Raw genomic sequence first — 21,585 nt, forward strand, 5'->3', positions numbered from 1 at the left:
ATGTATGTCGCGGTAAAAGGCGGTGAAGCAGCCATCCGCAACGCCCACAAATTGCTCGCCGACCGCCGGCGCGGCGATCGCTCGGTGCCCGCACTTCGGCTCGACCAGATCGTCGAGCAGCTGGCGCTCGGCGTCGACCGGGTGATGAGCGAAGGTTCGCTCTACGACAGGGAATTGGCGGCACTCGCCATCGTCCAGGCGCGCGGCGACATGATCGAGGCGATCTTCCTGGTTCGCGCCTATCGCACGACGCTGCCGCGCTTCGGCTATACCAGGGCGATCGAAACCGGCTCGATGCTGGTCGAACGGCGCGTGTCGGCGACCTACAAGGACCTGCCCGGCGGGCAGTTGCTCGGCCCGACTTTCGACTACACCCACCGGCTGCTCGATCCCGAGCTTGCCGCCGGCGGCGAAGTCGCCGAACCGGAGCAGCGTGCAGGCGAAGCGGAGGCGATGCCGCGCGTCTCGGCCATCCTCGCTCGCGAAGGCCTGATCGAGCCCGACGGCGACATGCCCGGGGATCATGTCCCCGGCGACATCACCCGCGAGCCGCTCGAATTCCCGATGGCGCGTGATATCCGCCTGCAGGCGCTGTCGCGCGGTGACGAGGGGTTTCTGCTGGCGCTCGGCTATTCCACCCAGCGCGGCTATGCGCGCAACCATCCTTTCGTCGGCGAGGTTCGTATCGGCGAGGTCGAACTGGAACTGGACGTGCCGGAACTGCCCTTTGCCGTGCCGCTCGGCAGCATCCGCGTCACCGAATGCCAGATGGTCAACCAGTTCAAGGGCTCGGCCAAGGCGCCGCCGCAATTCACCCGCGGGTACGGCCTCGTCTTCGGCCAGAGCGAGCGCAAGGCGATGGCCATGGCGCTATGCGACCGCGCTCTTCGTGCAACCGAATTCGGCGAAGATGTCGTCGCCGCCGCGCAAGACGAAGAGTTCGTCATCTCGCATTCCGACAATGTCCAGGCGACCGGCTTCGTCGAGCATTTGAAGCTGCCACACTATGTTGATTTTCAGGCCGAGCTCGACCTCGTGCGCCGCATGCGCGCCGCGCACGACGCCCGCGAAAACGCCGGCAAGGCCGAAGAGAAGAGGCAGGCCGCGGAATGACCGGACAACCGACCGACATCGCCACCTACAACTTCGCCTATCTCGACGAGCAGACCAAGCGGATGATCCGCCGCGCCATCCTCAAGGGCATCGCCATCCCCGGCTATCAGGTGCCGTTCGCCTCGCGCGAGATGCCGATGCCCTATGGCTGGGGCACCGGCGGCGTCCAGGTCACGGCGTCGATCATCGGACCGGACGATGTTCTCAAGGTCATCGACCAGGGCGCCGACGACACCACCAATGCCGTCTCGATCCGCGCCTTCTTCAAGAAGGTCGCCAATGTCGCGGTCACCACCGAGACGGCCAAGGCGACCATCATCCAGACCCGCCATCGCATCCCTGAACATCCGCTGAGTGCCGGTCAGGTGCTGGTCTATCAGGTGCCGATCCCCGAGCCGCTGCGCTTCCTCGAGCCGCGCGAAACGGAGACGCGCAAAATGCATGCGCTTGAGGAATACGGCCTCATGCATGTGAAGCTCTACGAGGACATCGACAGGCACGGCCGCATCGCCACCACCTATGCCTACCCGGTCAAGGTCGAAGGCCGCTATGTGATGGATCCGTCGCCGACGCCGAAATTCGACAATCCCAAGATGCACCGTTCGCCGGCTCTGCAGTTGTTCGGCGCCGGCCGCGAAAAACGCATCTATGCGCTGCCGCCCTTTACCGAGGTGGTCAGCCTCGACTTCGAGGATCATCCCTTCGAAGTGCAGACCTTCGACCAGCCCTGCGCGCTGTGCGCGGCCGAGAACGTCTATCTCGACGAGGTCATCCTCGACGACCATGGCGGCCACATGTTCGTCTGCTCCGACACCGATTATTGCGAGAAGCGGCGCGCCGAAGGCCACCTCGCGCCCGAGACCCATCTTGCCCCAGGAAAAATGGAGCCGGCTGAATGACCGACGAACCGCTGCTGCGCGTTTCGGCGCTGTCCAAATTCTACGGCTCGCGCGTCGGCTGCGAGAACGTCACCTTTGATCTGTGGCCGGGCGAAGTGCTGGCGGTGGTCGGCGAATCCGGTTCCGGCAAGACGACTTTGCTCAACTGCCTGTCGACTCGGCTGCTGCCCTCTTCCGGCACCGCCAGCTACCGCATGCGCGACGGCCAGTTCCGTGAGCTTTACCGCATGAGCGAGGCCGAGCGCCGCTTCCTGATGCGCACCGACTGGGGCTTTGTCCATCAGAACCCCGCCGACGGGCTGCGCATGACGGTGTCGGCCGGCGCCAATGTCGGCGAACGGCTGATGGCGGTCGGCGACCGCCACTATGGCAGGATCCGCGCGACGGCGGTCGACTGGCTGTCGCGCGTCGAGATCGACGAGGACCGCATCGACGACGAGCCGCGCGCCTTCTCCGGCGGCATGCGCCAGCGCCTGCAGATCGCCCGCAACCTGGTCACAGGGCCGCGGCTGGTGTTCATGGACGAGCCGACCGGTGGCCTCGACGTTTCGGTACAGGCACGCCTGCTCGATCTGCTGCGGGGGCTGGTCACCGATCTCGGCCTGGCGGCCATCGTCGTCACCCACGATCTCGCCGTGGCGCGGCTGTTGTCGCAGCGCATGATGGTGATGAAGGACGGCCGTGTTGTCGAAAGCGGCCTCACCGACCGCGTCCTCGACGATCCGCGCGCGCCCTACACCCAGTTGCTTGTCTCCTCGATTCTGCAGGTGTGACGATGATTGCTCCGGCGTACCCCCCTCTGGCCTGCCGACCATCTCCCCCTCAAGGGGGGAGATCGGCAGCTTTTATGTCCCGCCCGTTCTGCGACACAGGAGAATGGCGAAACCGAATGCGACAGCCAATCTCCCCCCCTGAGGGGGAGATGGCCGGCAGGCCAGAGGGGGGTGTTGGCCCGCAAACGAATGGCGATTGGAGGACCTTCTGATGGCAACCCCGCTCGTCGTCTCCGATGTCGCCAAGAGCTTCACCATGCATCTGCGCGACGGCATCAAACTGCCTGTCGTCGCCGGCGTCTCGTTCGCGATCAGGGCCGGCGAATGCTCCGTGCTCGGCGGCCCGTCCGGCGCCGGCAAGAGCTCGATCCTGAAAATGCTCTACGGCAATTATGCCGTCGACGCAGGCCAGATCATCGTCCAGCACGAGGACGGGCTCATCGATCTCGCCACGGCCAGCCCGCGCACCGTGCTAGCCGTGCGCCGGCTCACGATCGGCTATGTCAGCCAGTTCCTGCGCACCGTGCCGCGCGTCTCGGCGCTCGATGTCGTCGCCGAACCGCTGGTCGAGCGCGGCGAGGAGCGCGAAGCCGCGCGCGGCAAGGCACGCGACTTGCTGGCCCAATTGAACCTGCCGGAAAAACTCTGGGCGCTGCCGCCGGCGACGTTCTCCGGCGGCGAACAGCAGCGCGTCAACATCGCGCGCGGCTTCATCACCGAGCATCCGATCCTGCTGCTCGACGAGCCGACCGCTTCGCTTGATGCGAAGAACCGGGACGTCGTGATTTCCCTGATCGCCGCCAAGAAGGCGGCGGGCGTCGCTTTGCTCGGCATCTTCCACGATTACGACGTGCGCGAAGCCGTCGCCGATCGCATCATAGACGTGACCGCCTTCGCCGCTGGGAAAATCGCCGCATGACCAGGAAATTGTCGGAGGCCCCGCTGGTCCACGAGACGGCGGAGATCGAGAACTCGACGCTCGGCCGCTGGACCGAGATCGCCGACCGAAGCCGGGTTTCGGAAAGCATGATCGGCGACTATTCCTACATGATGCAGGACTGCAGCGTCTGGTGCGCGACAATAGGCAAATTCGCCAACATCGCCGCCAGCGTCCGCATCAATGCCACCAATCATCCGACCTGGCGGCCGACGCTGCACCATTTCACCTATCGCGCCTCCGACTATTGGGACGACGCCGAGCACGAGAGCGAATTCTTCGCTCAGCGCCGCGCCAAACGCGTCACCATCGGCCACGACACCTGGCTCGGCCATGGCTCGACCGTCCTGCCCGGCGTCACCGTTGGCGACGGTGCGGCGGTCGGTGCCGGCGCAGTGGTATCGAAGGACGTCGCTCCCTACACCATCGTCGGCGGCGTACCGGCCAAGCCGATCCGCGAGCGCTTCGACCGCCGCACCGCGGAGCGCTATCAGGCGCTCGCCTGGTGGGATTGGGATCATGCAAGGCTGCGCGCCGCGCTCGACGATTTCCGGGAGCTGTCGGCGGAGGCTTTTCTGGAGAAGTATGGTGGCTAAGGATCGTGAATGGTAATGGCGGGCAGCGAATAAATTTCGAGGCTCAGGAAAGCCTTTCTTATCACCATTCACCGTTCGAGCTTCTCGCGCCGAGTTGATCCCGCCCCGCTCCAGGCTGTGGGCGGTAACAAAACTGACATCAATCAGACACCGCAGGTTCACGTAGCTGCGCTAGCGAGGGTTAACAGACCTTCAATTGCGATTGGACTGGAGCCTGCACCATGTCAGCTACGCTCGAAATCCGCGGCGTCACCCGCCGGTTCGGCAAGAACACCGCCGTCAGCAATGTTCACATCTCGATCCCGCAAGGACAGATGGTCGGCGTCATCGGCCGCTCCGGCGCCGGCAAATCGACCCTTCTGCGCATGATCAACCGCCTCATCGATCCCAGCCAGGGATCCATCCTGTTCGACGGCGTCGAGGTTTCCGGGTTGCGCGGCTCGCCGCTCCGGCGTTGGCAACGCGACTGTGCCATGATCTTCCAGCAGTTCAATCTGGTGCCGCGCCTCGATGTGCTGACCAATGTGCTGCTCGGCCGGCTCAACCACCGCTCGACCCTGTCCAACCTGTTCGGCATGTTCTCCCGCAACGAATGCGCCGAGGCGGTTGCAGCCCTCGAGCGCCTGGACATCGCCCGCACCGCGCTGCAGCCCGCCGGCACGCTTTCCGGCGGCCAGCAGCAGCGCGTTGCGATCGCGCGTGCCATGATGCAGCAGCCGAAGGTGTTGCTCGCCGACGAGCCGATTGCCTCGCTCGATCCGCTCAACGCCAAAGTGGTGATGGATTCGCTGCAGGATATCAATTTGCGCGAGGGTATCATCGTCATCACCAATCTGCATACGCTGGATACGGCGCGCAACTATTGCAACCGCATCATCGGCATGGCCGCCGGCAAGGTCGTCTTCGACGGCCCGCCCGAAGACCTCAATCGCGAGGCGGTGCGCATGGTCTATGGCGCCGACAGCAATGGCGGCGAAATCTCCGAGGCCATCACCTCGACCAGTGTCGCCATCAAACAGAAAATCGCTGCATCCGCCGGACCGCTCGAGCCAGCGTTTCCTGGTTATTGAGAACGGCCTGATCGCCGCCCGCGTCAAAGGCACTCGTCAAAATTCGATCGCAACCGGCGCGAGGCCGGATCAAAGGAGAGAGACCCAATGTTCAGGAAGATGGTTTTTGGCGCGGTTTCATTGCTCGCCATCGCGGCCAGTGCCGCTCACGCCCAGGATATCAAGGAATTCCGCATCGGTATCCTTGGCGGTGAAAATGAAGCGGACCGGCTGCGCAATTTTCAGTGCCTCGCCGATCACCTGACGTCCGAATTCGGCTTCGAGAAGGTCTCGCTGTTCCCGGCCGCCGACTACGACGGCGTCATCCAGGGCCTGCTCGGCGGCACGCTCGATTTCGCCGAGCTTGGTGCGTCGGGCTATGCCAGCGTCTACCTCAAGGATCCGAACGCGGTGACCCCGATCCTCACCACCCAGCAGACCGACGGTGCGACCGGTTATTATTCGATAGGCTTGGCGCTGAAGTCGTCCGGCATCACCGACATCAAATCGGCCAAGGGCAAGAAGCTCGGTTATGCCGACCCGGATTCGACGTCGGGCTATCTGATCCCGCTGACCCAGATCCCGAAGGACACCGGCGCTTCGAACGAAACCTTCTTCGCCTCGACCCAGTTCAATGGCGGCCACGAGAACAACCTTCTCGCCGTCCGCGACGGCAAGGTCGACGTGGCGGTTGACGACTCCTCGGGCATCGGCGACTTCAAGAACGGTTACACGTCCGGCACCTTCCACAAGGAAGTCGCCAAGGGCGCCGTCGACCCCAACGACTTCGTCGAAGTCTGGCGCTCCGGCCTGATCCCGAATGGCCCGCTGGTCGTGCGCACCGCGCTCGGCGGCGATATGAGCGCCAAGCTCGCCAACTTCTTCACCAGCTTGCCGGCCAAGGACAAGCCTTGCTTCGAAGCCATCGAAGGCGGCGATTTCACCGGCTACGTTCCAGTGAAGCCGGACTTCTACAGCGTCATCGTCGAAGCCCGCAAAGCGGCGATCGGCGGGTGAATGCAATTGAAAAGGGCGGCCTTACCAGCGCCGCCCTTTTTGCATGCCGATCATGACCATCTCAGCCACGATCCGTTCAGACGCGACCCGGCGGACGGCCGACACCTGGCGACGCCAGACGTCCTTGCGCCGGTTCTACACCGCGCTCGGCATCGGCTTGCTGCTTGTCGCCATGTGCACAGCCATGTGGTTCGCCGACGAGGCCAATGCCGGACATTTCTTCGATCGGCTGCCGCACATACTGGATTTCCTTAGCTGGCTTGTTCCCAAGGACTGGAATGACGTCTGGCGCGCGCTGTTCGACATCGCATCGCCGCACGACAAAGGCAGCCAGGAGTTCAACTTCCCGCTTGGCCGCATCTATCTCTGGGGCGGCTTTTATCTACCCGAATATTTCGAGCTGATGCTCACCACGCTCAACGTGGCGCTGGTTTCCACTTTCATCGGCTTCGTCTTTGCGGTGCCCTTTTCCTTCATCGCCGCGCGCAACTTGACGCCCAGTCCGGTGCTCAGGCTCGTCGTCAAGCGCTTCATGGAACTGCTTCGCGCCTTCCCGGAGATCGTCATTGCCGGCCTTTTCGCAGCCATCCTCTCGACCGGCCCGGTCGCGGCCATCATCGCCATCGGCCTGCATTCCATCGGCGCCCTCGGCAAGCTCTTCTACGAGATCAACGAAAACATCGACATGCGCGCCGAAGAAGGCCTGCGCGCGGTCGGCGCCAACTGGTTCGAGCGCGTGCGCTTTGCCGGCCTGCCGCAAGTGCTGCCCAATTTCACGTCCTACACGCTGCTCAGGATCGAGATCAATGTCCGCATCTCGACCATCATCGGCGCGGTCGGGGGTGGTGGCATCGGCGAGGAACTGAAGCTCTCCATCTCGCGCGGCTTCGGCGCCAAAACGCTGGCACTGGTGCTGCTGCTGTTCACGACGATCTTCCTCGTCGACCAGTTCTCTGCCTGGCTAAGGCGCAAGCTCGTCGGTGAGCAGGCATTCATGATGGGCGCCTGAGCATGGCCGCAATGACCGCCGATGAGATGCAGTCGATCGAAGAGCGCTTTCCCCAAGTGTTCCGGCGGCCCCTGTACAAACGCTTCGGCCCGCTGGTCCTGTTCACCGGCATCCTGCTCTACCTCCTCTACGCCTTGTGGTTCTTCAGCCTGCCGCAAGTGCTGAGGGAATCGCACTGGGAACGCCTGCCGCTCTTTCTGACGCAATGGATCAGCTACGATCTGCAGCCGGAATTCCGTCTCGATCAGCCTCAGATCACGCCCAAATACCCGCGTTTTTCCGCGCTCGGCGAAGATCCTCATCCCGACTGGGTCATCACCAGTGCGAACGGCTCCTACACCATTCTGATCGACGGCCGGGCCAAATCGGTTACCTTCGACAAGACCGAGGCGATGCTGGTCGCCAATGGCCAGACGGTGCCGGTGTCCTTGGCCAGCGGCAAGCCGGTGATATCCGGCCTGGTGCCGGACTGGATCACCGCACACGACGACGAAATCGTCGCCAGGATGGGCTTTGCCGGCGAGGTCCGCATAACCGTCGATCGCGTCAAGGTCCGCAAGCGCTTCCTCGGCTGGGCGAATTTCGTCTTCGACACACGCTCGCCCTTCTTCGGCAAGTCGCCCGGCGAGGTGGTCTCGTTGCTGATGTCCGGACCCCAGCTCAAGCCCGGCACATCCAATCTGGCACTGGCCGGCGACAACATCTGGAACAACGCCCAATGGCAGCATGGCGATGTCTGGACGAAGCTGTTCCAGACCATCGTCATGGCATTTCTCGGCACCTTGCTCGGCGGCATCGTCGCCTTCCCGCTCGCCTTCTTTGCCGCCCGCAACATCACCCCGAGCGGCGTGATCAGTCAGGTGCTCAAGCGCTTCTTCGATTTCATGCGTTCGGTCGACATGCTGATCTGGGCGCTGTTCTTCACCCGCGCCTTCGGCCCCGGCCCGCTGGCCGGCAGCGCCGCGATCTTCTTCACCGAGATCGGCACGCTCGGCAAAGTCTATTCGGAAGGCCTTGAGAACATCGACGACAACCCGCGCGAGGGCATCCAGTCGACCGGCGCCAACGGCTTGCTGGTGCAGCGCTATGGCGTGCTGCCGGAAGTGATTCCGGTCTTCATCAGCCAGACGCTCTACCAGTGGGAATCCAACACCAGGGGCGCAACGATCATCGGCGCTGTCGGTGCCGGCGGTATCGGCCTGAAGCTTTGGGAAGCGATGCGCACCAATTCCAACTGGGCCAATGTCTTCTACATGGTGCTCTTGGTCCTGCTCGTCGTTTTCATCTTCGACAACATTTCCAATTTCCTGCGCCGCCGCTTGAGCAGGACGATCCACGACTACAACAGGATCCAGGCCGACCAGGGGTGACGGCCGCGTTGCGCCGGCGGCAGTTAGGCCGCCTTACTCCACCCGCTCCTGATATGCCTGTAGCCGTCGCGGTAGACAGCTTCCGGGCCTTCGGAAAAGTCGCGCCACACCTTGGTGGCCGCGGCCAAATCCTTCAGCGAACGCCCGAACGCCTCGATCGTCAGCCAATCGTCGTAGCCGCTCTTGCGGATGGCGGAGAACGTCTCCTTCCAGGGAATATGGCCACGGCCCGGCACGCCGCGATCGTTCTCCGAAATATGGATATGGACGACGTTCTTGCGGTTGCGCGAATAGGCGCCGATCGGGTCGGCCTCTTCGATGTTGGCATGGAAGGTGTCGTACATCGCCTTGATGTGCGGCCGGTCGATCGCGTCGATATGCTCCGACAAATCGTCCATCGTGTTGAGCAGATAGCATTCGAAGCGGTTGAGCGCCTCCAGCCCGATGGTGACGCTCTTGTTGCCGGCATGGTCGCCAATGGCGCGTTGCGAAGCGATCGAACGTTTTTTCTCGGCCGCCGTCGGCCCGCTGCCGGAGAAGGCCCCGAGCGTCGAATGGAGCGGGCCGCTCAACGTGTTCGCGCCAAGCGCCTGAGCGCAGTCGATCGCCGATTTCATGTAGTCGATACCGGCCTTGCGCGTCGAGGCATCCGGCGAGATCAAATTCATCGCCGGATCGCCCATCGCCGAGACGGCGGTGCGTTGCAGCCCGATACGGTCGAGCAGCTCGCCGAGTTTCCTGTAGTCGTCCGGCGTGCCGGAGAAGACCGGTATCTCGACGCCGTCGAAGCCGGTCGCCTTGATGTCTCTCAACAGCGGCTCGTGTTTTTTCGACACGGCCGTCGTCCACAACAGCATGCACATGCCGATCTTCATCTACGCCCCTCCCCTTTGACGGCCGGCTGGCTCCTCCGCCGACTTCGCTATAAGCCCCTCATCCGGCCGCTTCGCGGCCACCTTCTCCCCGCTGGGGAGAAGAGTCAGACGCAGCGCTGGCGATCTCCTCTCCCCTGGGGGAGAAGTCGGATTGCCCCGAATTGCCCTTGCAATTCGGCTGGCAATCCGAGTGAGGGGGGACACCCTTAACCGGGCGCAGCGATTAGAGTTTCGTCCACGCCCCGTTCTTCTTCGACGACTTCACGCAGGCTTCGATGAAGGCCATGCCTTCGACGCCGTCTTGCACGGTTGGGAAGACGACATCCTTAGCCGGCTTGCCGCCCGTCCGGCGCGCCGCACGAATAGCCCGCGCGGCTTCCTGGTAGATGTTGGCGAAACCTTCGAGATAGCCTTCCGGATGCCCTGGCGGGACGCGGCTGACGCGCCCCGCGACGGGGAGCGCGCCGGCGCCATTTCGGGTAATCAACTGCTTCGGCTCGCCGAACGGCGTGTACCAGAGATAGTTCGGCTCGGCCTGCACCCATTCGAGCCCGCCCTTCGAGCCGTAGATACGCAATTTCAGCCCGTTCTCGTGGCCGGGCGCCACCTGGCTGGCCCAGACCATGCCCTTGGCCGGGTGCGACCCGCCGACCGGCTTGAAGCGCAGCAGCACATTGATGTTGTCGTCGAGCAGCCTCCCCGGCACGAAGGCATCGAGATCGGCCGACAACGAATCGAGCTCCAGCCCGGAGACGAAACGGGCAAGGTTGTAGGCATGGGTGCCGATATCACCCAGCGCACCGCCCGCACCCGCCTGCTTGGGGTCTGAGCGCCACGCAGCCTGCTTCTGGCCGGTGGCGGCCAGGTCCTCGGTCAGCCAGTCCTGCGGATATTCCGACTGCACGATGCGGATATCGCCGAGCTGCCCCTTGGCCACCATCTCGCGTGCCTGCCGCACCATCGGATAGGCGGTGTAGTTATGCGTCAGCACGAACACTTTGCCGGTCTTTTCGACCAGCGCCGCCAGCTTCTTTGCCTCGGCCAGCGTCGTCGCCAGCGGCTTGTCGCAGATGACGTGGATGCCGGCCTCGAGAAAAGCCTTGGCAGCCGGCACGTGCACATTGTTCGGCGTGACGATGGCGACCACCTCGATGCCGTCCGGCCGCTTGGCCTCCGCCTTGGCCATCTCGGCATAGGAGCCGTAGCTGCGTGCCGGATCGAGCCCAAGCTCGGCCGCCGAGGCCTTGGCGCGCTCCGGATTCGATGACAGCGCGCCGGCGACCAGCACGAACTCGTTGTCCATGCGCGCCGCGATGCGGTGCACCGCGCCGATAAAGGCGCCTTGTCCGCCGCCAACCATGCCGTAGCGGATCGGACCGCCCCCGGTTTCCGCCTTCGATGCGCCGACCATGATTTTCTCCCTCGTTGTCTGAGATACCCCTCCCCCTTGAGGGAGGGTGGCCCGAAGGGCCGGGAGGGTCGGTCAATGCCGAGCTCAACCCAGCGACCCCACCCCGATCCGCTGCGCGGATCGACCCTCCCCTCAAGGGGGAGGGAAAGCTGTGTTAGATCCCCATCATCCCGCGCAGCACCTTTTTGTCGGTCGTGCCGCCGGCGAAATCGTCGAATGCCTTTTCCGTAACCCTGATGATATGATGCTGGATGAAGGGAGCGCCCTCGGCAGCACCATCCTCCGGGTGCTTCAGGCAGCATTCCCATTCCAGCACCGCCCATGAATCATAGTTGTATTGGGTAAGCTTGGAGAAGATGCCGCCGAAATCCACCTGTCCGTCGCCGAGCGAGCGGAACCGCCCGGCACGGTTGGTCCAGCTCTGGTAGCCCGAATAGACGCCTTGCCGCCCGGTCGGATTGAACTCGGCATCCTTGACGTGGAACGCCTTGATCCGCTCGTGGTAGATGTCGATGAATTCGAGATAATCGAGCTGCTGCAGCAGGAAGTGCGACGGGTCGTAGTTGATGTTGCAGCGCTTGTGGCCGCCGACCGCATCGAGGAACATCTCGAATGTCGCGCCGTCGAACACGTCCTCGCCCGGATGGATTTCGTAGCCGACATCGACGCCGTTCTCGTCATAGACGTCGAGGATCGGCTTCCAGCGCTTGCCGAGTTCGGCAAATGCTTCCTCGATCAATCCCGCCGGCCGCTGCGGCCACGGGTAGAGGTAAGGGAAGGCCAACGCCCCGCAAAACGACACCGACGCCTTGAGCCCGAGATTCTTCGACGCCTTGGCGCCGAACTTCATCTGCTCGACCGCCCATTGCTGCCTGGCTTTTGGATTGTTGTGCACCGCAGGTGGAGCGAAGCCGTCGAATTGTGCGTCGTAGGCCGGATGCACCGCCACCAGCTGACCCTGCAGATGCGTCGACAGTTCAGTGATCTCGACGCCGGCATCGGCGCAGATGCCCTTCACCTCGTCGCAATAGGCCTTCGACGACGCTGCCTTCTCGAGATCGAACAGCCGGGCGTCCCATGTCGGGATCTGCACGCCCTTGTAGCCCAGACCGGCCGCCCATTTGGTGATCGAGGCCAGCGAGTTGAACGGAGCGGCGTCGCCCGCAAACTGCGCCAGGAACAGACCAGGCCCCTTCATCGTCGTCGGCATCGGCATCTCCCTATGTTTCGCGACCAAGCATAGCGCCGATTGAAAACAGGGCCAGCCTCTTTGGTCTCTTTGCACAGCGCGCTCGGCGCCGCTATTCTGGTATTACCAAATGCCGAAATCTGGTCAAGCCATTTGACGCGCGGCCGCAGTCCTGCAACCATGCCGAGCTGCCCAACATAATTCAACGTAATCAATGCTGTAAGCAAGAGACGGCGCTTGATGGTAGCACTTCTTGCCGTCCAGATGAAATTACTGTAGACCTCCCATCAAGCCCAATTGGTCGAACCAGTTTGCCAAAAAATGCTGGGAGGCCTTGGGGAGGAATCATGCAGCGCACTTCGGCAGAGTGCGTCGCAGGCGAACTGGTACAGGCGATTCTGGGAAGGATAGACCATGCATCTTTCGACGCACAATTGGATGCGGGCGGAGCCGCTGGAAACGACGCTCAAGCGCATCAAGAAATTCGGCTATGAGTCGATCGAGATTTCCGGCGAACCCGAACAGTACAAGACCAAGGAAACACGCGCGCTGCTGAACGAGTACGGCATCCGTTGCTGGGGAGCGGTGACGCTGATGCTGGGCGAGCGCAATCTCGCCGCCAAGGACCAGGGCCAGCGCGAGCGCTCGGTGCAATATGTCAAGGACGTGCTGACCATGGTCAGCGAGCTCGACGGCGAGATCATCACGCTGGTTCCCGCCACCGTCGGCAAGGTCGTGCCGGACGGCACCGAGGAAGAGGAATGGAAATGGGTGGTCGACGCCACCCGGGAATGCTTCACCCACGCCAAGAAGGTCGGCGTCAAGATCGCGGTCGAGCCGCTCAACCGCTTCGAAACCTACCTGTTCAACCGCGGCGCCCAGGCACTGGCCCTTGCCGATGCGGTCAGCCCCGAATGCGGCGTCTGCCTCGACGCCTACCACATCCACATGGAAGAATTTAACGTCTATGACGCCATCCGGCAGGTCGGCAAGCGCCTGTACGACTTCCATGTCGCCGACAACAACCGCTTCGCTGCCGGCCTCGGGCAGATCGACTGGCCGAAGATTGTCGGCACGCTGAAGGAGATCGGCTATGACGGCGCGCTGACCAATGAATTCGTCGCCCCAGTCGACCGCACGCCGGCAGCCCCCTATCCCGACATGGTCGAACGCAATCCGGTCGACATCTCGCCAGAGCAGCTGAAATTCATTCAGGACCACGGCTCCAGCGTGCTCACGGAAAAATTCTACACTGACCAGATGCGCATCAATGCGGAAACGCTGCTGCCGCTGATCAAGTAGCCAAGCCGTTTGGAAAGAGCCCTTCCGCCTCACCGCGGCCGGGCCGAGGATGAACATGCGCATCAAGACGGTCCAAGCCTGGTGGGTTCGCATACCGATCGAAGCCGCGAAGCAGCACCGCAGCGACTTCGGTCAGGTGGCGACGTTCGACGCCGCCATCCTGCGCATCGAAACCGACGACGGGCTTGTCGGCTGGGGCGAAGGCAAGAACGCCGCCGGCAGCGCCGGCAGCTACGGCGCCCTTGTCCATTTGCTGAACCATGAGGTCGGGCCGCAGCTGGTCGGCCTCGACCCGGCCGACATCGGCGTCATCTGGGAGATGCTCTACAATGGCGCGCGTCACGACAGCGCCGCCCGCGCCGGCCACGCCATGCCGCAATTGGCACGACGCGGCATGAGCATCGCCGCTATCAGCGCCGTCGACATCGCATTGTGGGACATTCTCGGCAAATCGCTCGGCGTTCCGGTCTGGCGGCTGCTCGGCGGCCGCAAGCTGGACCGCATGCCGGCCTATGCTTCCGGCGGCTGGGCAACTGCGGAAGCCATCGGCGACCAGCTGCAGTCCTACATCGCCAAGGGCGGCTTCAAGGCGCTGAAGATGCGCGTCGGCGCCATGGACGGCGCCCCGCACGTCTCCGCCGCCCGCGTCCGCGCCGCAAGACAGGCGCTCGGTCCCGATATCGACCTGATGGTCGACGCGCACGGCACCTACACGGTGGCCGAAGCCAAGCGCTTCATCCATCTCGCCGGCGACCTCGATCTCGCCTGGTTCGAGGAGCCGGTGATCGCCGACGACAAGCCCGGCATGGCCGAGGTGCGCGCCTGCGGCTCGATCCCGATCGCCACCGGCGAAAGCGAGGCGACCCGCTATGCCTTCCGCGACCTCGCTGTGCTCAAATCCGCCGATATCTTCCAGCCGGATCCGGCCTTTTGCGGCGGCATCAGCGAGGCGATGAAGATCGGAACCATCGCCAGCGCCTTCAATCTGCGCTTTGCGCCGCATCTTTGGGCGGGTGCGCCCTGCTTTTTTGCCGGGCTGCATGTCTGCGCCGCTTCGCCGGCGAGCTTCACCGTCGAATATTCACTCGGCGCCAACCCGATGATCCACGATCTGATCGAAGAGACTGTCGAAGCAAAGGACGGTATGGTAGCGATCCCTGATAGACCCGGGCTGGGATTCACTATTTCGGAGCGGTTCCTGGAGGCGCACGCGCAACACGGCTGACATGAAAGAAAAGAACCTTCTCGCGGAACTCGCCGCCTACCTGTTCTCCCATTCGGACAAGGAGACGGGCCGCACGCCGTCGGAGCGCGAACTGGCAGAGCATTTCAGCGTCAGCCGCGGTCAGATCCGCGAGGCGCTGGCCATTCTCGAGGCCATGCGCATCGTCGAACGACGGGCGAAGTCCGGCATCTACATCGATACAAAGCAGGCGAGCGTCGAGGCTATGGCGCTGTTCGCCCGCGCCGGCCTGCCGCTCGATCCTGTCCAGATCTACGAGACGGTCGAGTTGCGGAAGATCCACGAGATCAAGGCCGCCGAACTTGCCTGTTCCCGCGCCACCGAGGAGAATTTCGAGCGGCTGCGCGAGATCCTGAAGGCCTCAGAGGATCGCATAGCGGCCGGCGAAGGCCTTGCCAGGGAAGACCGCGAGTTCCACCTCGAGATCGTGCGGGCGACCAAGAACAGTGTGTTCCACAATGTCTGCAGCGTCTACTACATGATGGGCGAGATGCGCCTGCCGATCTATTTCAACGATCCCGAACGCAGCGTGCGCTCGCATGCCGAGCACATCCAGATCTACGAGGCGCTGCTGCGCCGCGACGGCAACCTCGCCCAGGCGCTGATGAGCGCTCATCTGCAAGGCGCCGAAAGCTATTGGAAGGGGCTGATCGAGGGGCGTGAGGCGGAACCGCAAAGCCCAGCGCTCGAAAAGGCCTGAAATGCCCAAGATCCTGTCGACACACAGACTGCACCCCCGTGCCTCTTCCATGCTGACAGGGGCCGGCGAACTCGTCGTTGCTTCCGCCCTCGACGCGCACACGCTGGCCGCCGAGGCAAGGGACGCCGATGTCATCATCGTTCGCGCTCCTTTGCCTGCGGCGCTTTTCGAAGGCGCGACCAGGCTCAGGGCCGCGATCCGCCACGGCGCCGGGCTGGACATGGTACCGATGGAAGCGGCCAACGCGGCGGGCGTGCTGGTGGCGAACGTTCCGGGAGTGAACGCGCGCTCGGTCGCCGAATATGTGATGTTCGCGGCACTGGCGCTGCTTCGGCGCTTTCGTGTGTTGGACCGCGACTTGCGGGCGAAGGGCTGGCTGGCCGGCCGCGAACACACCGTCATGGCCAATGAGCTTGCCGGCAAGACGATCGGCATTGTCGGCTTCGGCGCAATTGGCCAGGCGGTCGGCCACATCGCCGCCCATGGTTTCGATCTGAATGTGGTGGCAACGACGCGCAGCATGCGGCCGGCGCCGGACAGCGTCGGCTTCTTGTCGATCGATGCGCTCATCGAGCAGAGCGACATCATCGTTCTGTGCTGCCCGCTGACGCCCGAAACGCGGGGGCTGATCAGCCGGGAACGTATCGACCGGATGAAGCCGGATGCGCTGCTGATCAATGTTTCGCGCGGGCCGGTGATCGACGACGACGCGCTGATCGAGGCCCTGCAGAAGGGCCGCATCGGCGGCGCCGCGCTTGACGTTTTTGCGACACAACCGCTGCCGCCCAACCATCCCTACTTCGGCTTTGACAACGTCATCGTCACCCCGCACATGGCCGGGATCACCGAACAGTCGATGATGCGCATGGGCGTCGGCGCGGCTGGCGAAGCCTTGCTGGTGCTGGCCAACAGATTGCCGGTTAATCTGCGCAATCCCGAAGTGGTCGAGCACTACCGGCGGCGGTTCCCTGCCGATTTCTAAGCAAAGGCTACGCCTCAATTTTCCCGAATTCGCCAGCGACGTTGCCGGTATGGGAAACACCACAAAATTCCTGCTGACCGCCAGTGTCTGCATGGCGGCGGCGCATGCCTTGGCCAACGGACAGGGCAGCTACGTGTTCTGCGACAACGGCTTGCGCTGCGTGATGGCACCCTGTCCATCGAACAGCGCGCTCGACCTCGACACCGGCAAGTTCGTCAAAGGCGTTTCGATCGACATCGATCGCCTGCCGCAGCAAGACAAGGGCCTCGATCTTTCGGACAAGCTCTATGCCGGCAAGGTCGTTGTTGTCGGCTCGATCGAGAACCGCACCCGGACCTTCAACGGCAAGCGATACACCCTGCCTTGGCTGGTTGCCACCAGCATCGAGCGCACCGCCAAGGACAACGAGCGCGGCCACTGCTCGTCGCGCTGACACGCGCTATCGGATCAATTTGCAAGCAGTGCCTCGACCGCAGCGGCGATCCGCAGCAGGTGGTGGTCATGGCCATTGCGCGCCACCAGCATCAGCCCGGCCGGATGCGACATTCCCGGCATCGGCAGCGAGATGGCTGAAAGATCGAACTGGTTGGCGACCTGCGTGTTGCGCAGCAGAAGGCCTTCCGTCCTGTCGCACAGGGCCTCGTCGCCGGTCATCGAGACGATCGTCGGCGCAGTCATCGGCGTGGTCGGCAGGGCCAGCACGTCGACCGACGCCAGCCGGTCATACATCGCGGCGGCAAGTGCTGCGCGACGGCGCATTGCTCTGATATAGACCGGGGCCGGAATGGCGGCGGCGCGCGACAATGGCCCGCTTACCCGCGGGTCGACCGGCATCGTCGCTCCCGTCGCCAGCCAGTCGGCATGGATCTCCGCCCCTTCCATTGCCGCGATCGAGGCGCGTTTGGTTGCCGCGCGCAGATCGACAAGCAGGTCGTCGATCGACAACTCCACAAGCCGTGCGCCGCTAAGCTCCATCTTGCGAAGACACCGGTCGAACGTCGTCGCGACCTCTTCCTCCGTATCATCGAACAGCACGCCGCGCGGAATACCGATGCGCAGGCCGTCCAGCGGAAGCGGCAACAGTGCCGCCAGGTTTTCGCCCGCCATCACTGCGTCGGCCGCCGCACATTCGGCGACGGTGCGGGCCAGCGGACCGATCGAGTCCAGCGTGGCCGACAGCGGAAACGCACCCGCGAGCGGCACGCGCCGCGCCGTCGGCTTGAAACCGACGACGCCATTCAACGATGCCGGAATGCGCACCGATCCGCCGGTATCGGAACCGATGGAGATTTCGCTGGTGCCTTCGCCGACCGAAACCGCGGCGCCTGAGGACGAGCCGCCCGGAATACGGCGGGCATCACTTGCATTGCCGGGCGTGCCGTAATGTGGGTTGACGCCGATCGCGGTGAAGGCGAACTCGGTCATGTTGGTCTTGCCGAGGATGACCGCACCGGCCTGGCGCAACCGTTCCACGACAATGGCATCCCGCAACGCCGGCGCTGCCGTGGCGAGCAGCAGCGAGCCCGCCGTCGTCGGCTCGCCGGCGACATCGAACAGATCCTTGATCGAGACGATAGCCCCATCGAGCGGCCCGAGCGTGACGCCGGCTTTTCGCCGCGCATCGGCGGCGTCGGCCGCCGCCCGTGCTGCTTCAGGATAGAGCTTTGCGAAAACGCTCTCATCGCCCACGCGAGCAGCAAGACGCGAAACAATTGCTTCGAGGCGATCACGGGCTGATTGCATTTTCGGTGTCGGACTCCGCACGCTTGCAACGTCTTAATGTAGCAGCCACAAACTGGCCGCAGGAGACATAGCCCGGCACGGTCAGGTTTGCACCTGTCGAACCGAAGGAGGAAGGCCCGATGCTCTACGAAGGCAGCTGCCACTGCGGCAAGGTCGCGTTCGAGGTCGAAGGCGAGCTGACCGGAGCCGTACGGTGCAATTGCTCGATCTGCTCGCGCAAGGGTGCACTGCTATGGGCAGTGCCGCATGAGAGCATGCGGGTGCTTGCCTGGGGCGATGATCTCGGCCGCTACAGCTTCGGCAACCATGTCATCGCCCACCGCTTCTGCCGCAGCTGCGGCATTCACCCCTTCGCCGAGGATGTCGGCGAAGGGAGCGGGCGAAGTGCCTATATCAACATTCATTGCATCGAGGCGTTGGACGTCGCCGCCGTGCCGGTCTTCGACTTCGACGGCCGTTCCGTTTAGGAATTGGGGTCGTCGATCGGCTTGGGGCCAAGGAAGAACGCCGCCAATGCCGCAAGCAACGTCGCCGCCGCGCAATAGGCGAAGGCGCTGGCAACGCCGGTATTGTCGACCAGCAGGCCGCCGAAGACGGCGCCCAACGCGATGGCGACCTGGAACGTCATGACCATCAGCCCGCCGGCGCTTTCCGCCTGATCGGGGGCGGCTCGCACCAGCCAGGTCTGCAGCCCGACTGGGACGGCGCCGAAGGCAAAGCCCCAGCTGGCCACCGCTATTGCAGCCACGACGGGTGAGCCTCCGACCACCAGCAGCAGGAGCGCCGAAAACGCGATCAGCAGAGGCGCCAGGCTGACGGCTGCCTTGAGGCTGCGTTCCGCCATGAAGCCGCCGGCAAAATTGCCGAAGAAGCCACCAATGCCGTAGGCGAGCAGCACAAGCGAGATCGTCTCGATGTCCAGCGCGGGCACCTTCTCGAGAAACGGGCGGACATAGGTGAAGCCGGCAAAGTGTCCCGAGGCGACCAGCAGCACCACCAGCAGTGCCACCCTGATCATCGGCCGCTTCATCACCTCCAGCAGCGTGCGAAAACCTGCCGTACCTGCCGGCGGCAGCTTCGGAATGGTAGCCACCTGCACGAGCAGCGCTAGCGCGCCGACCACGGCGGCGATCATGAAGGCCGTCCGCCATCCCCAGATGTCGCCGACATAGGCGCCGACCGGAGCCGCACAGACCGTCGCCACCGAAACGCCGGTGAGGATGATCGACATGGCGCGCGGCATCAGCCGCATCGGAACGAGCCGCATCGCCATGGCTGCTGACATCGACCAGAAGCCACCGAGACTAATGCCAAGCATGATACGGGCGATCAGAAGAACGGGAAGCGACGACGCAAACGCGGCTACCAGATTTGACAGCACAAGCAGCACCGTCAGCGCCCACATGACCAGCCTGCGGTCCAGCCGCTTGGTGACAATGGCCATTGTCGGCGCCGCAATCGCGCCAATGACGGCGGTGGCCGTTACCGCCTGCCCTGCGGCGCCTTCGGTGATGCCGAGATCCTGCGCAAGCGGCGTCAGCAGGCTGGCAGGCAGAAATTCCGCGGTCACCAGGCCGAAGACTCCGAGCGCCAAGGAGACCACCGCCCCCCATGCGGGCTCGGATCGTTCGCCGGTTTCCGTCAGGTCGAGAACGGCGTCCATGACGCCTGTCGCGGGTTCGGTCATGAGGGATCTCCGATCTGGTTGCAGCGCAGCATCTGGCTGCAGTGCAACATAGGGAGTGACTGTCCGGAGTTTCCATGCTAGAAACACCATTATGCTTGACCGTTCGTCCAAAATCCCTGTCACCGGTGATCCGCTGACAGACATATTGCGCGGATTGCGCCTCGAAGGCGTCGATTACGGCCGTTGCGAGATGAAGGAACCCTGGGGCATCCATTTTCCGGCTCAGGCGGCGGCACGGTTTCATTTCATCGGTCGCAAAGGCTGCTGGTTGCTGCAGCCGTCCGGCGAATGGGTCGAGCTCAAGGCGGGCGACGCGGTGTTGTTGCCGCGCGGTTCAGCCCACACGCTGGCGAGCGAGCCGGGTATCGAGGCGGCGCCGATCCACGGCTATGAGGTCGAGGAGATCTGCAAGGGTGTCTATTGCATGTCGAACGACGGCGTGCCCGGCTGCCGTCCGGGCACCTTGCTGTTTTTCGGCAGCATGTATTTCAATCTCGATGGCTTGCACCCCTTGCTCGGCATGATGCCGGACGTGATGCGCGCGCATGAGTTGGAAGCCTATGAGCCAGGTATCCCGCATTTGCTGGAGGCGATGGCCCGCGAGGTGACGATGGAGCGCGTCGGCTCCGGCGGCATCCTGGCGCGGCTGGCCGATGTGCTCGCCGCGACCGTCATCCGCTCATGGGTCGAGCGCGGCTGCGGCGACTCTTCCGGATGGATCGCGGCGGTGAGGGACCGCGAGATCGGCCGGGTGCTGGCCGCGATCCATCTGGAACCGAGCCGCGACTGGACGGTGGACGCTCTGGCGAAGATGATGGGCGCCTCGCGATCAGGTTTCGCCGAGCGCTTCGCAACCATTGTCGGCGAAACACCGGCAAAGTACGTCACGCAGGTACGGATGCACCAGGCGCGGCAATGGCTGGTCCGCGACCGGCTCAAGATTTCCGTCGTCGCGGCGCGCCTCGGCTACGAATCCGACGCCTCCTTCAGCCGCGCCTTCAAGCGGGTAATCGGATCGCCGCCCAGCCATTTCCGGGCCGAGGAACAGGCGGAGATCCGCCAGGCCGGCTAAACGTTGGCCGGGTTATTGCTCGGTGATGCAGGCCGAGCCGGCGCTGCTCTTGCAATATTTGCCGGAAGCCCCGCACCTGCCATCCGAGACTTCGACAACGGTGCCGCTCAACAACAGCTTGCAGTCACTGGTGGACAGATTGACCGTGCCGTTGAGATCCTTGATCTTCTTGGCGTCGACCTTCGCGCCGGCGACAACTTTCTTGGCTGCCTGCGCCTCGCCCAGATGTGCGGCCGACAATCCCATACCGGCGACAAGCAGGATCGCAGCAAAACTGCGGAACAGATTTCCCATAGCCAACCCTCCATTTTGGACCTCCAAATTGGGCTCAAAGCCCGTTTGGGACCAAAGGATCAGCCTATTCGACAAATCGGAGCATCCGCATCCCCCGTACGGGGGATGACGGGAAGACTCGAGCATTTCGCAGCCAAGTGGAATCACACGGCGTCGCACAAATGCGACTAAAACAGATAGATAGAGCGGGATGCACGGTCAATTTGAACGCATCCCGCTTGTCTTATGATTTTCCGTCGTTTCGAGGCCAAAGTGGGTTGCCGCCTGCGGGCCTTAACCACCACCACGGGGGGGGGGGGGGTGGATAGAGTGAACGGGTGGGGT

Annotated in this window: 22 protein-coding genes; 16 read left to right on the plus strand and 6 right to left on the minus strand. The window is 63.6% G+C overall.

What is annotated here, in order from left to right:
* From NKI22_RS23150 to phnE (NKI22_RS23190), 9 genes are all read left to right on the plus strand, one after another.
* A complete protein-coding gene (locus NKI22_RS23150) occupies positions 1-1,113 on the plus strand; it encodes a carbon-phosphorus lyase complex subunit (protein ID WP_352816896.1) in 1,113 nt (370 codons plus the stop codon).
* Complete coding sequence (locus NKI22_RS23155; RefSeq protein WP_352816899.1) at positions 1,110-2,012, plus strand: alpha-D-ribose 1-methylphosphonate 5-phosphate C-P-lyase PhnJ; 903 nt, start codon at positions 1,110-1,112, stop codon at positions 2,010-2,012. Before NKI22_RS23150 ends, NKI22_RS23155 begins: the two co-directional genes overlap by 4 nt.
* Positions 2,009-2,785 (plus strand): phosphonate C-P lyase system protein PhnK, encoded by a 777-nt coding sequence (phnK, locus tag NKI22_RS23160; protein WP_140536281.1) that lies wholly within the window; start codon positions 2,009-2,011, stop codon positions 2,783-2,785. Before NKI22_RS23155 ends, phnK begins: the two co-directional genes overlap by 4 nt.
* 211 nt (positions 2,786-2,996) lie before the next feature.
* Positions 2,997-3,704, plus strand: coding sequence for a phosphonate C-P lyase system protein PhnL (gene phnL, locus NKI22_RS23165; protein ID WP_023721973.1), 708 nt, complete (start codon positions 2,997-2,999; stop codon positions 3,702-3,704).
* Positions 3,701-4,318, plus strand: a complete 618-nt coding sequence (locus NKI22_RS23170) for a DapH/DapD/GlmU-related protein (RefSeq protein WP_352483629.1) — start codon at positions 3,701-3,703, stop codon at positions 4,316-4,318. Before phnL ends, NKI22_RS23170 begins: the two co-directional genes overlap by 4 nt.
* Before the next feature lie 221 nt (positions 4,319-4,539).
* The gene (gene phnC / locus NKI22_RS23175; protein ID WP_352816900.1) at positions 4,540-5,388 is read left to right on the plus strand and encodes a phosphonate ABC transporter ATP-binding protein; all 849 of its coding nucleotides are present in this window, start codon (positions 4,540-4,542) and stop codon (positions 5,386-5,388) included.
* An 87-nt stretch (positions 5,389-5,475) separates the two neighbouring features.
* Positions 5,476-6,384, plus strand: coding sequence for a phosphonate ABC transporter substrate-binding protein (phnD, locus tag NKI22_RS23180; protein WP_023721976.1), 909 nt, complete (start codon positions 5,476-5,478; stop codon positions 6,382-6,384).
* Positions 6,385-6,436: 52 nt separating this feature from the next.
* On the plus strand, positions 6,437-7,393 hold the full coding sequence (gene phnE / locus NKI22_RS23185) for a phosphonate ABC transporter, permease protein PhnE (protein ID WP_352592799.1): 957 nt from the start codon (positions 6,437-6,439) through the stop codon (positions 7,391-7,393).
* 2 nt (positions 7,394-7,395) lie between these two features.
* Positions 7,396-8,763 (plus strand): phosphonate ABC transporter, permease protein PhnE, encoded by a 1,368-nt coding sequence (gene phnE, locus NKI22_RS23190; protein ID WP_352856941.1) that lies wholly within the window; start codon positions 7,396-7,398, stop codon positions 8,761-8,763.
* 23 nt (positions 8,764-8,786) lie between these two features.
* On the opposite strand, the gene NKI22_RS23195 is transcribed toward phnE (NKI22_RS23190), so the two are convergent.
* The 3 genes from NKI22_RS23195 to NKI22_RS23205 form a co-directional block, all read right to left on the minus strand.
* Positions 8,787-9,638, minus strand: a complete 852-nt coding sequence (locus NKI22_RS23195; protein WP_352816906.1) for a sugar phosphate isomerase/epimerase family protein — start codon at positions 9,636-9,638, stop codon at positions 8,787-8,789.
* Positions 9,639-9,861: 223 nt separating this feature from the next.
* Positions 9,862-11,049 carry a Gfo/Idh/MocA family protein gene (locus tag NKI22_RS23200; protein ID WP_352816908.1) on the minus strand — a complete coding sequence of 396 codons (1,188 nt, stop codon included), beginning with the start codon at positions 11,047-11,049 and terminating at the stop codon, positions 9,862-9,864.
* A gap of 154 nt (positions 11,050-11,203) precedes the next feature.
* A complete protein-coding gene (locus tag NKI22_RS23205; protein WP_031194931.1) occupies positions 11,204-12,259 on the minus strand; it encodes a sugar phosphate isomerase/epimerase family protein in 1,056 nt (351 codons plus the stop codon).
* Positions 12,260-12,652: 393 nt separating this feature from the next.
* On the opposite strand from NKI22_RS23205, the gene NKI22_RS23210 reads away from it, so the two are divergent.
* The 5 genes from NKI22_RS23210 to NKI22_RS23230 are packed head-to-tail and all read left to right on the plus strand — an operon-like array spanning position 12,653 to position 16,898.
* Entirely contained in the window at positions 12,653-13,540 is an 888-nt protein-coding gene (locus tag NKI22_RS23210) for a sugar phosphate isomerase/epimerase family protein (RefSeq protein ID WP_023721982.1), read from the plus strand.
* A gap of 55 nt (positions 13,541-13,595) precedes the next feature.
* Entirely contained in the window at positions 13,596-14,765 is a 1,170-nt protein-coding gene (locus NKI22_RS23215) for a mandelate racemase/muconate lactonizing enzyme family protein (protein WP_031194933.1), read from the plus strand.
* 1 nt (position 14,766) lies between these two features.
* On the plus strand, positions 14,767-15,483 hold the full coding sequence (locus NKI22_RS23220) for a FadR/GntR family transcriptional regulator (protein WP_352483633.1): 717 nt from the start codon (positions 14,767-14,769) through the stop codon (positions 15,481-15,483).
* 1 nt (position 15,484) lies between these two features.
* Positions 15,485-16,465 carry a hydroxyacid dehydrogenase gene (locus NKI22_RS23225; RefSeq protein WP_031194935.1) on the plus strand — a complete coding sequence of 327 codons (981 nt, stop codon included), beginning with the start codon at positions 15,485-15,487 and terminating at the stop codon, positions 16,463-16,465.
* A 49-nt stretch (positions 16,466-16,514) separates the two neighbouring features.
* Positions 16,515-16,898 carry a hypothetical protein gene (locus tag NKI22_RS23230; protein ID WP_023721986.1) on the plus strand — a complete coding sequence of 128 codons (384 nt, stop codon included), beginning with the start codon at positions 16,515-16,517 and terminating at the stop codon, positions 16,896-16,898.
* 14 nt (positions 16,899-16,912) lie between these two features.
* On the opposite strand, the gene NKI22_RS23235 is transcribed toward NKI22_RS23230, so the two are convergent.
* Positions 16,913-18,208 carry an amidase gene (locus NKI22_RS23235; protein WP_352958921.1) on the minus strand — a complete coding sequence of 432 codons (1,296 nt, stop codon included), beginning with the start codon at positions 18,206-18,208 and terminating at the stop codon, positions 16,913-16,915.
* A gap of 119 nt (positions 18,209-18,327) precedes the next feature.
* On the opposite strand from NKI22_RS23235, the gene NKI22_RS23240 reads away from it, so the two are divergent.
* Entirely contained in the window at positions 18,328-18,675 is a 348-nt protein-coding gene (locus tag NKI22_RS23240; protein ID WP_352816912.1) for a GFA family protein, read from the plus strand.
* Here NKI22_RS23240 and NKI22_RS23245 read toward each other — a convergent pair.
* A complete protein-coding gene (locus tag NKI22_RS23245) occupies positions 18,672-19,895 on the minus strand; it encodes an MFS transporter (RefSeq protein WP_352515841.1) in 1,224 nt (407 codons plus the stop codon). The two genes, NKI22_RS23240 and NKI22_RS23245, sit on opposite strands and share 4 nt — an antisense overlap.
* A gap of 91 nt (positions 19,896-19,986) precedes the next feature.
* Between NKI22_RS23245 and NKI22_RS23250 the strand changes: the two genes are divergently transcribed.
* Entirely contained in the window at positions 19,987-20,967 is a 981-nt protein-coding gene (locus tag NKI22_RS23250; protein ID WP_023721991.1) for an AraC family transcriptional regulator, read from the plus strand.
* 12 nt (positions 20,968-20,979) lie between these two features.
* On the opposite strand, the gene NKI22_RS23255 is transcribed toward NKI22_RS23250, so the two are convergent.
* On the minus strand, positions 20,980-21,261 hold the full coding sequence (locus NKI22_RS23255; RefSeq protein ID WP_023721992.1) for a hypothetical protein: 282 nt from the start codon (positions 21,259-21,261) through the stop codon (positions 20,980-20,982).
* Between the last annotated feature and the right edge of the window lie 324 nt (positions 21,262-21,585).

The sequence above is a fragment of the Mesorhizobium sp. M0778 genome, from assembly GCF_040320105.1.
GTDB lineage: Bacteria > Pseudomonadota > Alphaproteobacteria > Rhizobiales > Rhizobiaceae > Mesorhizobium.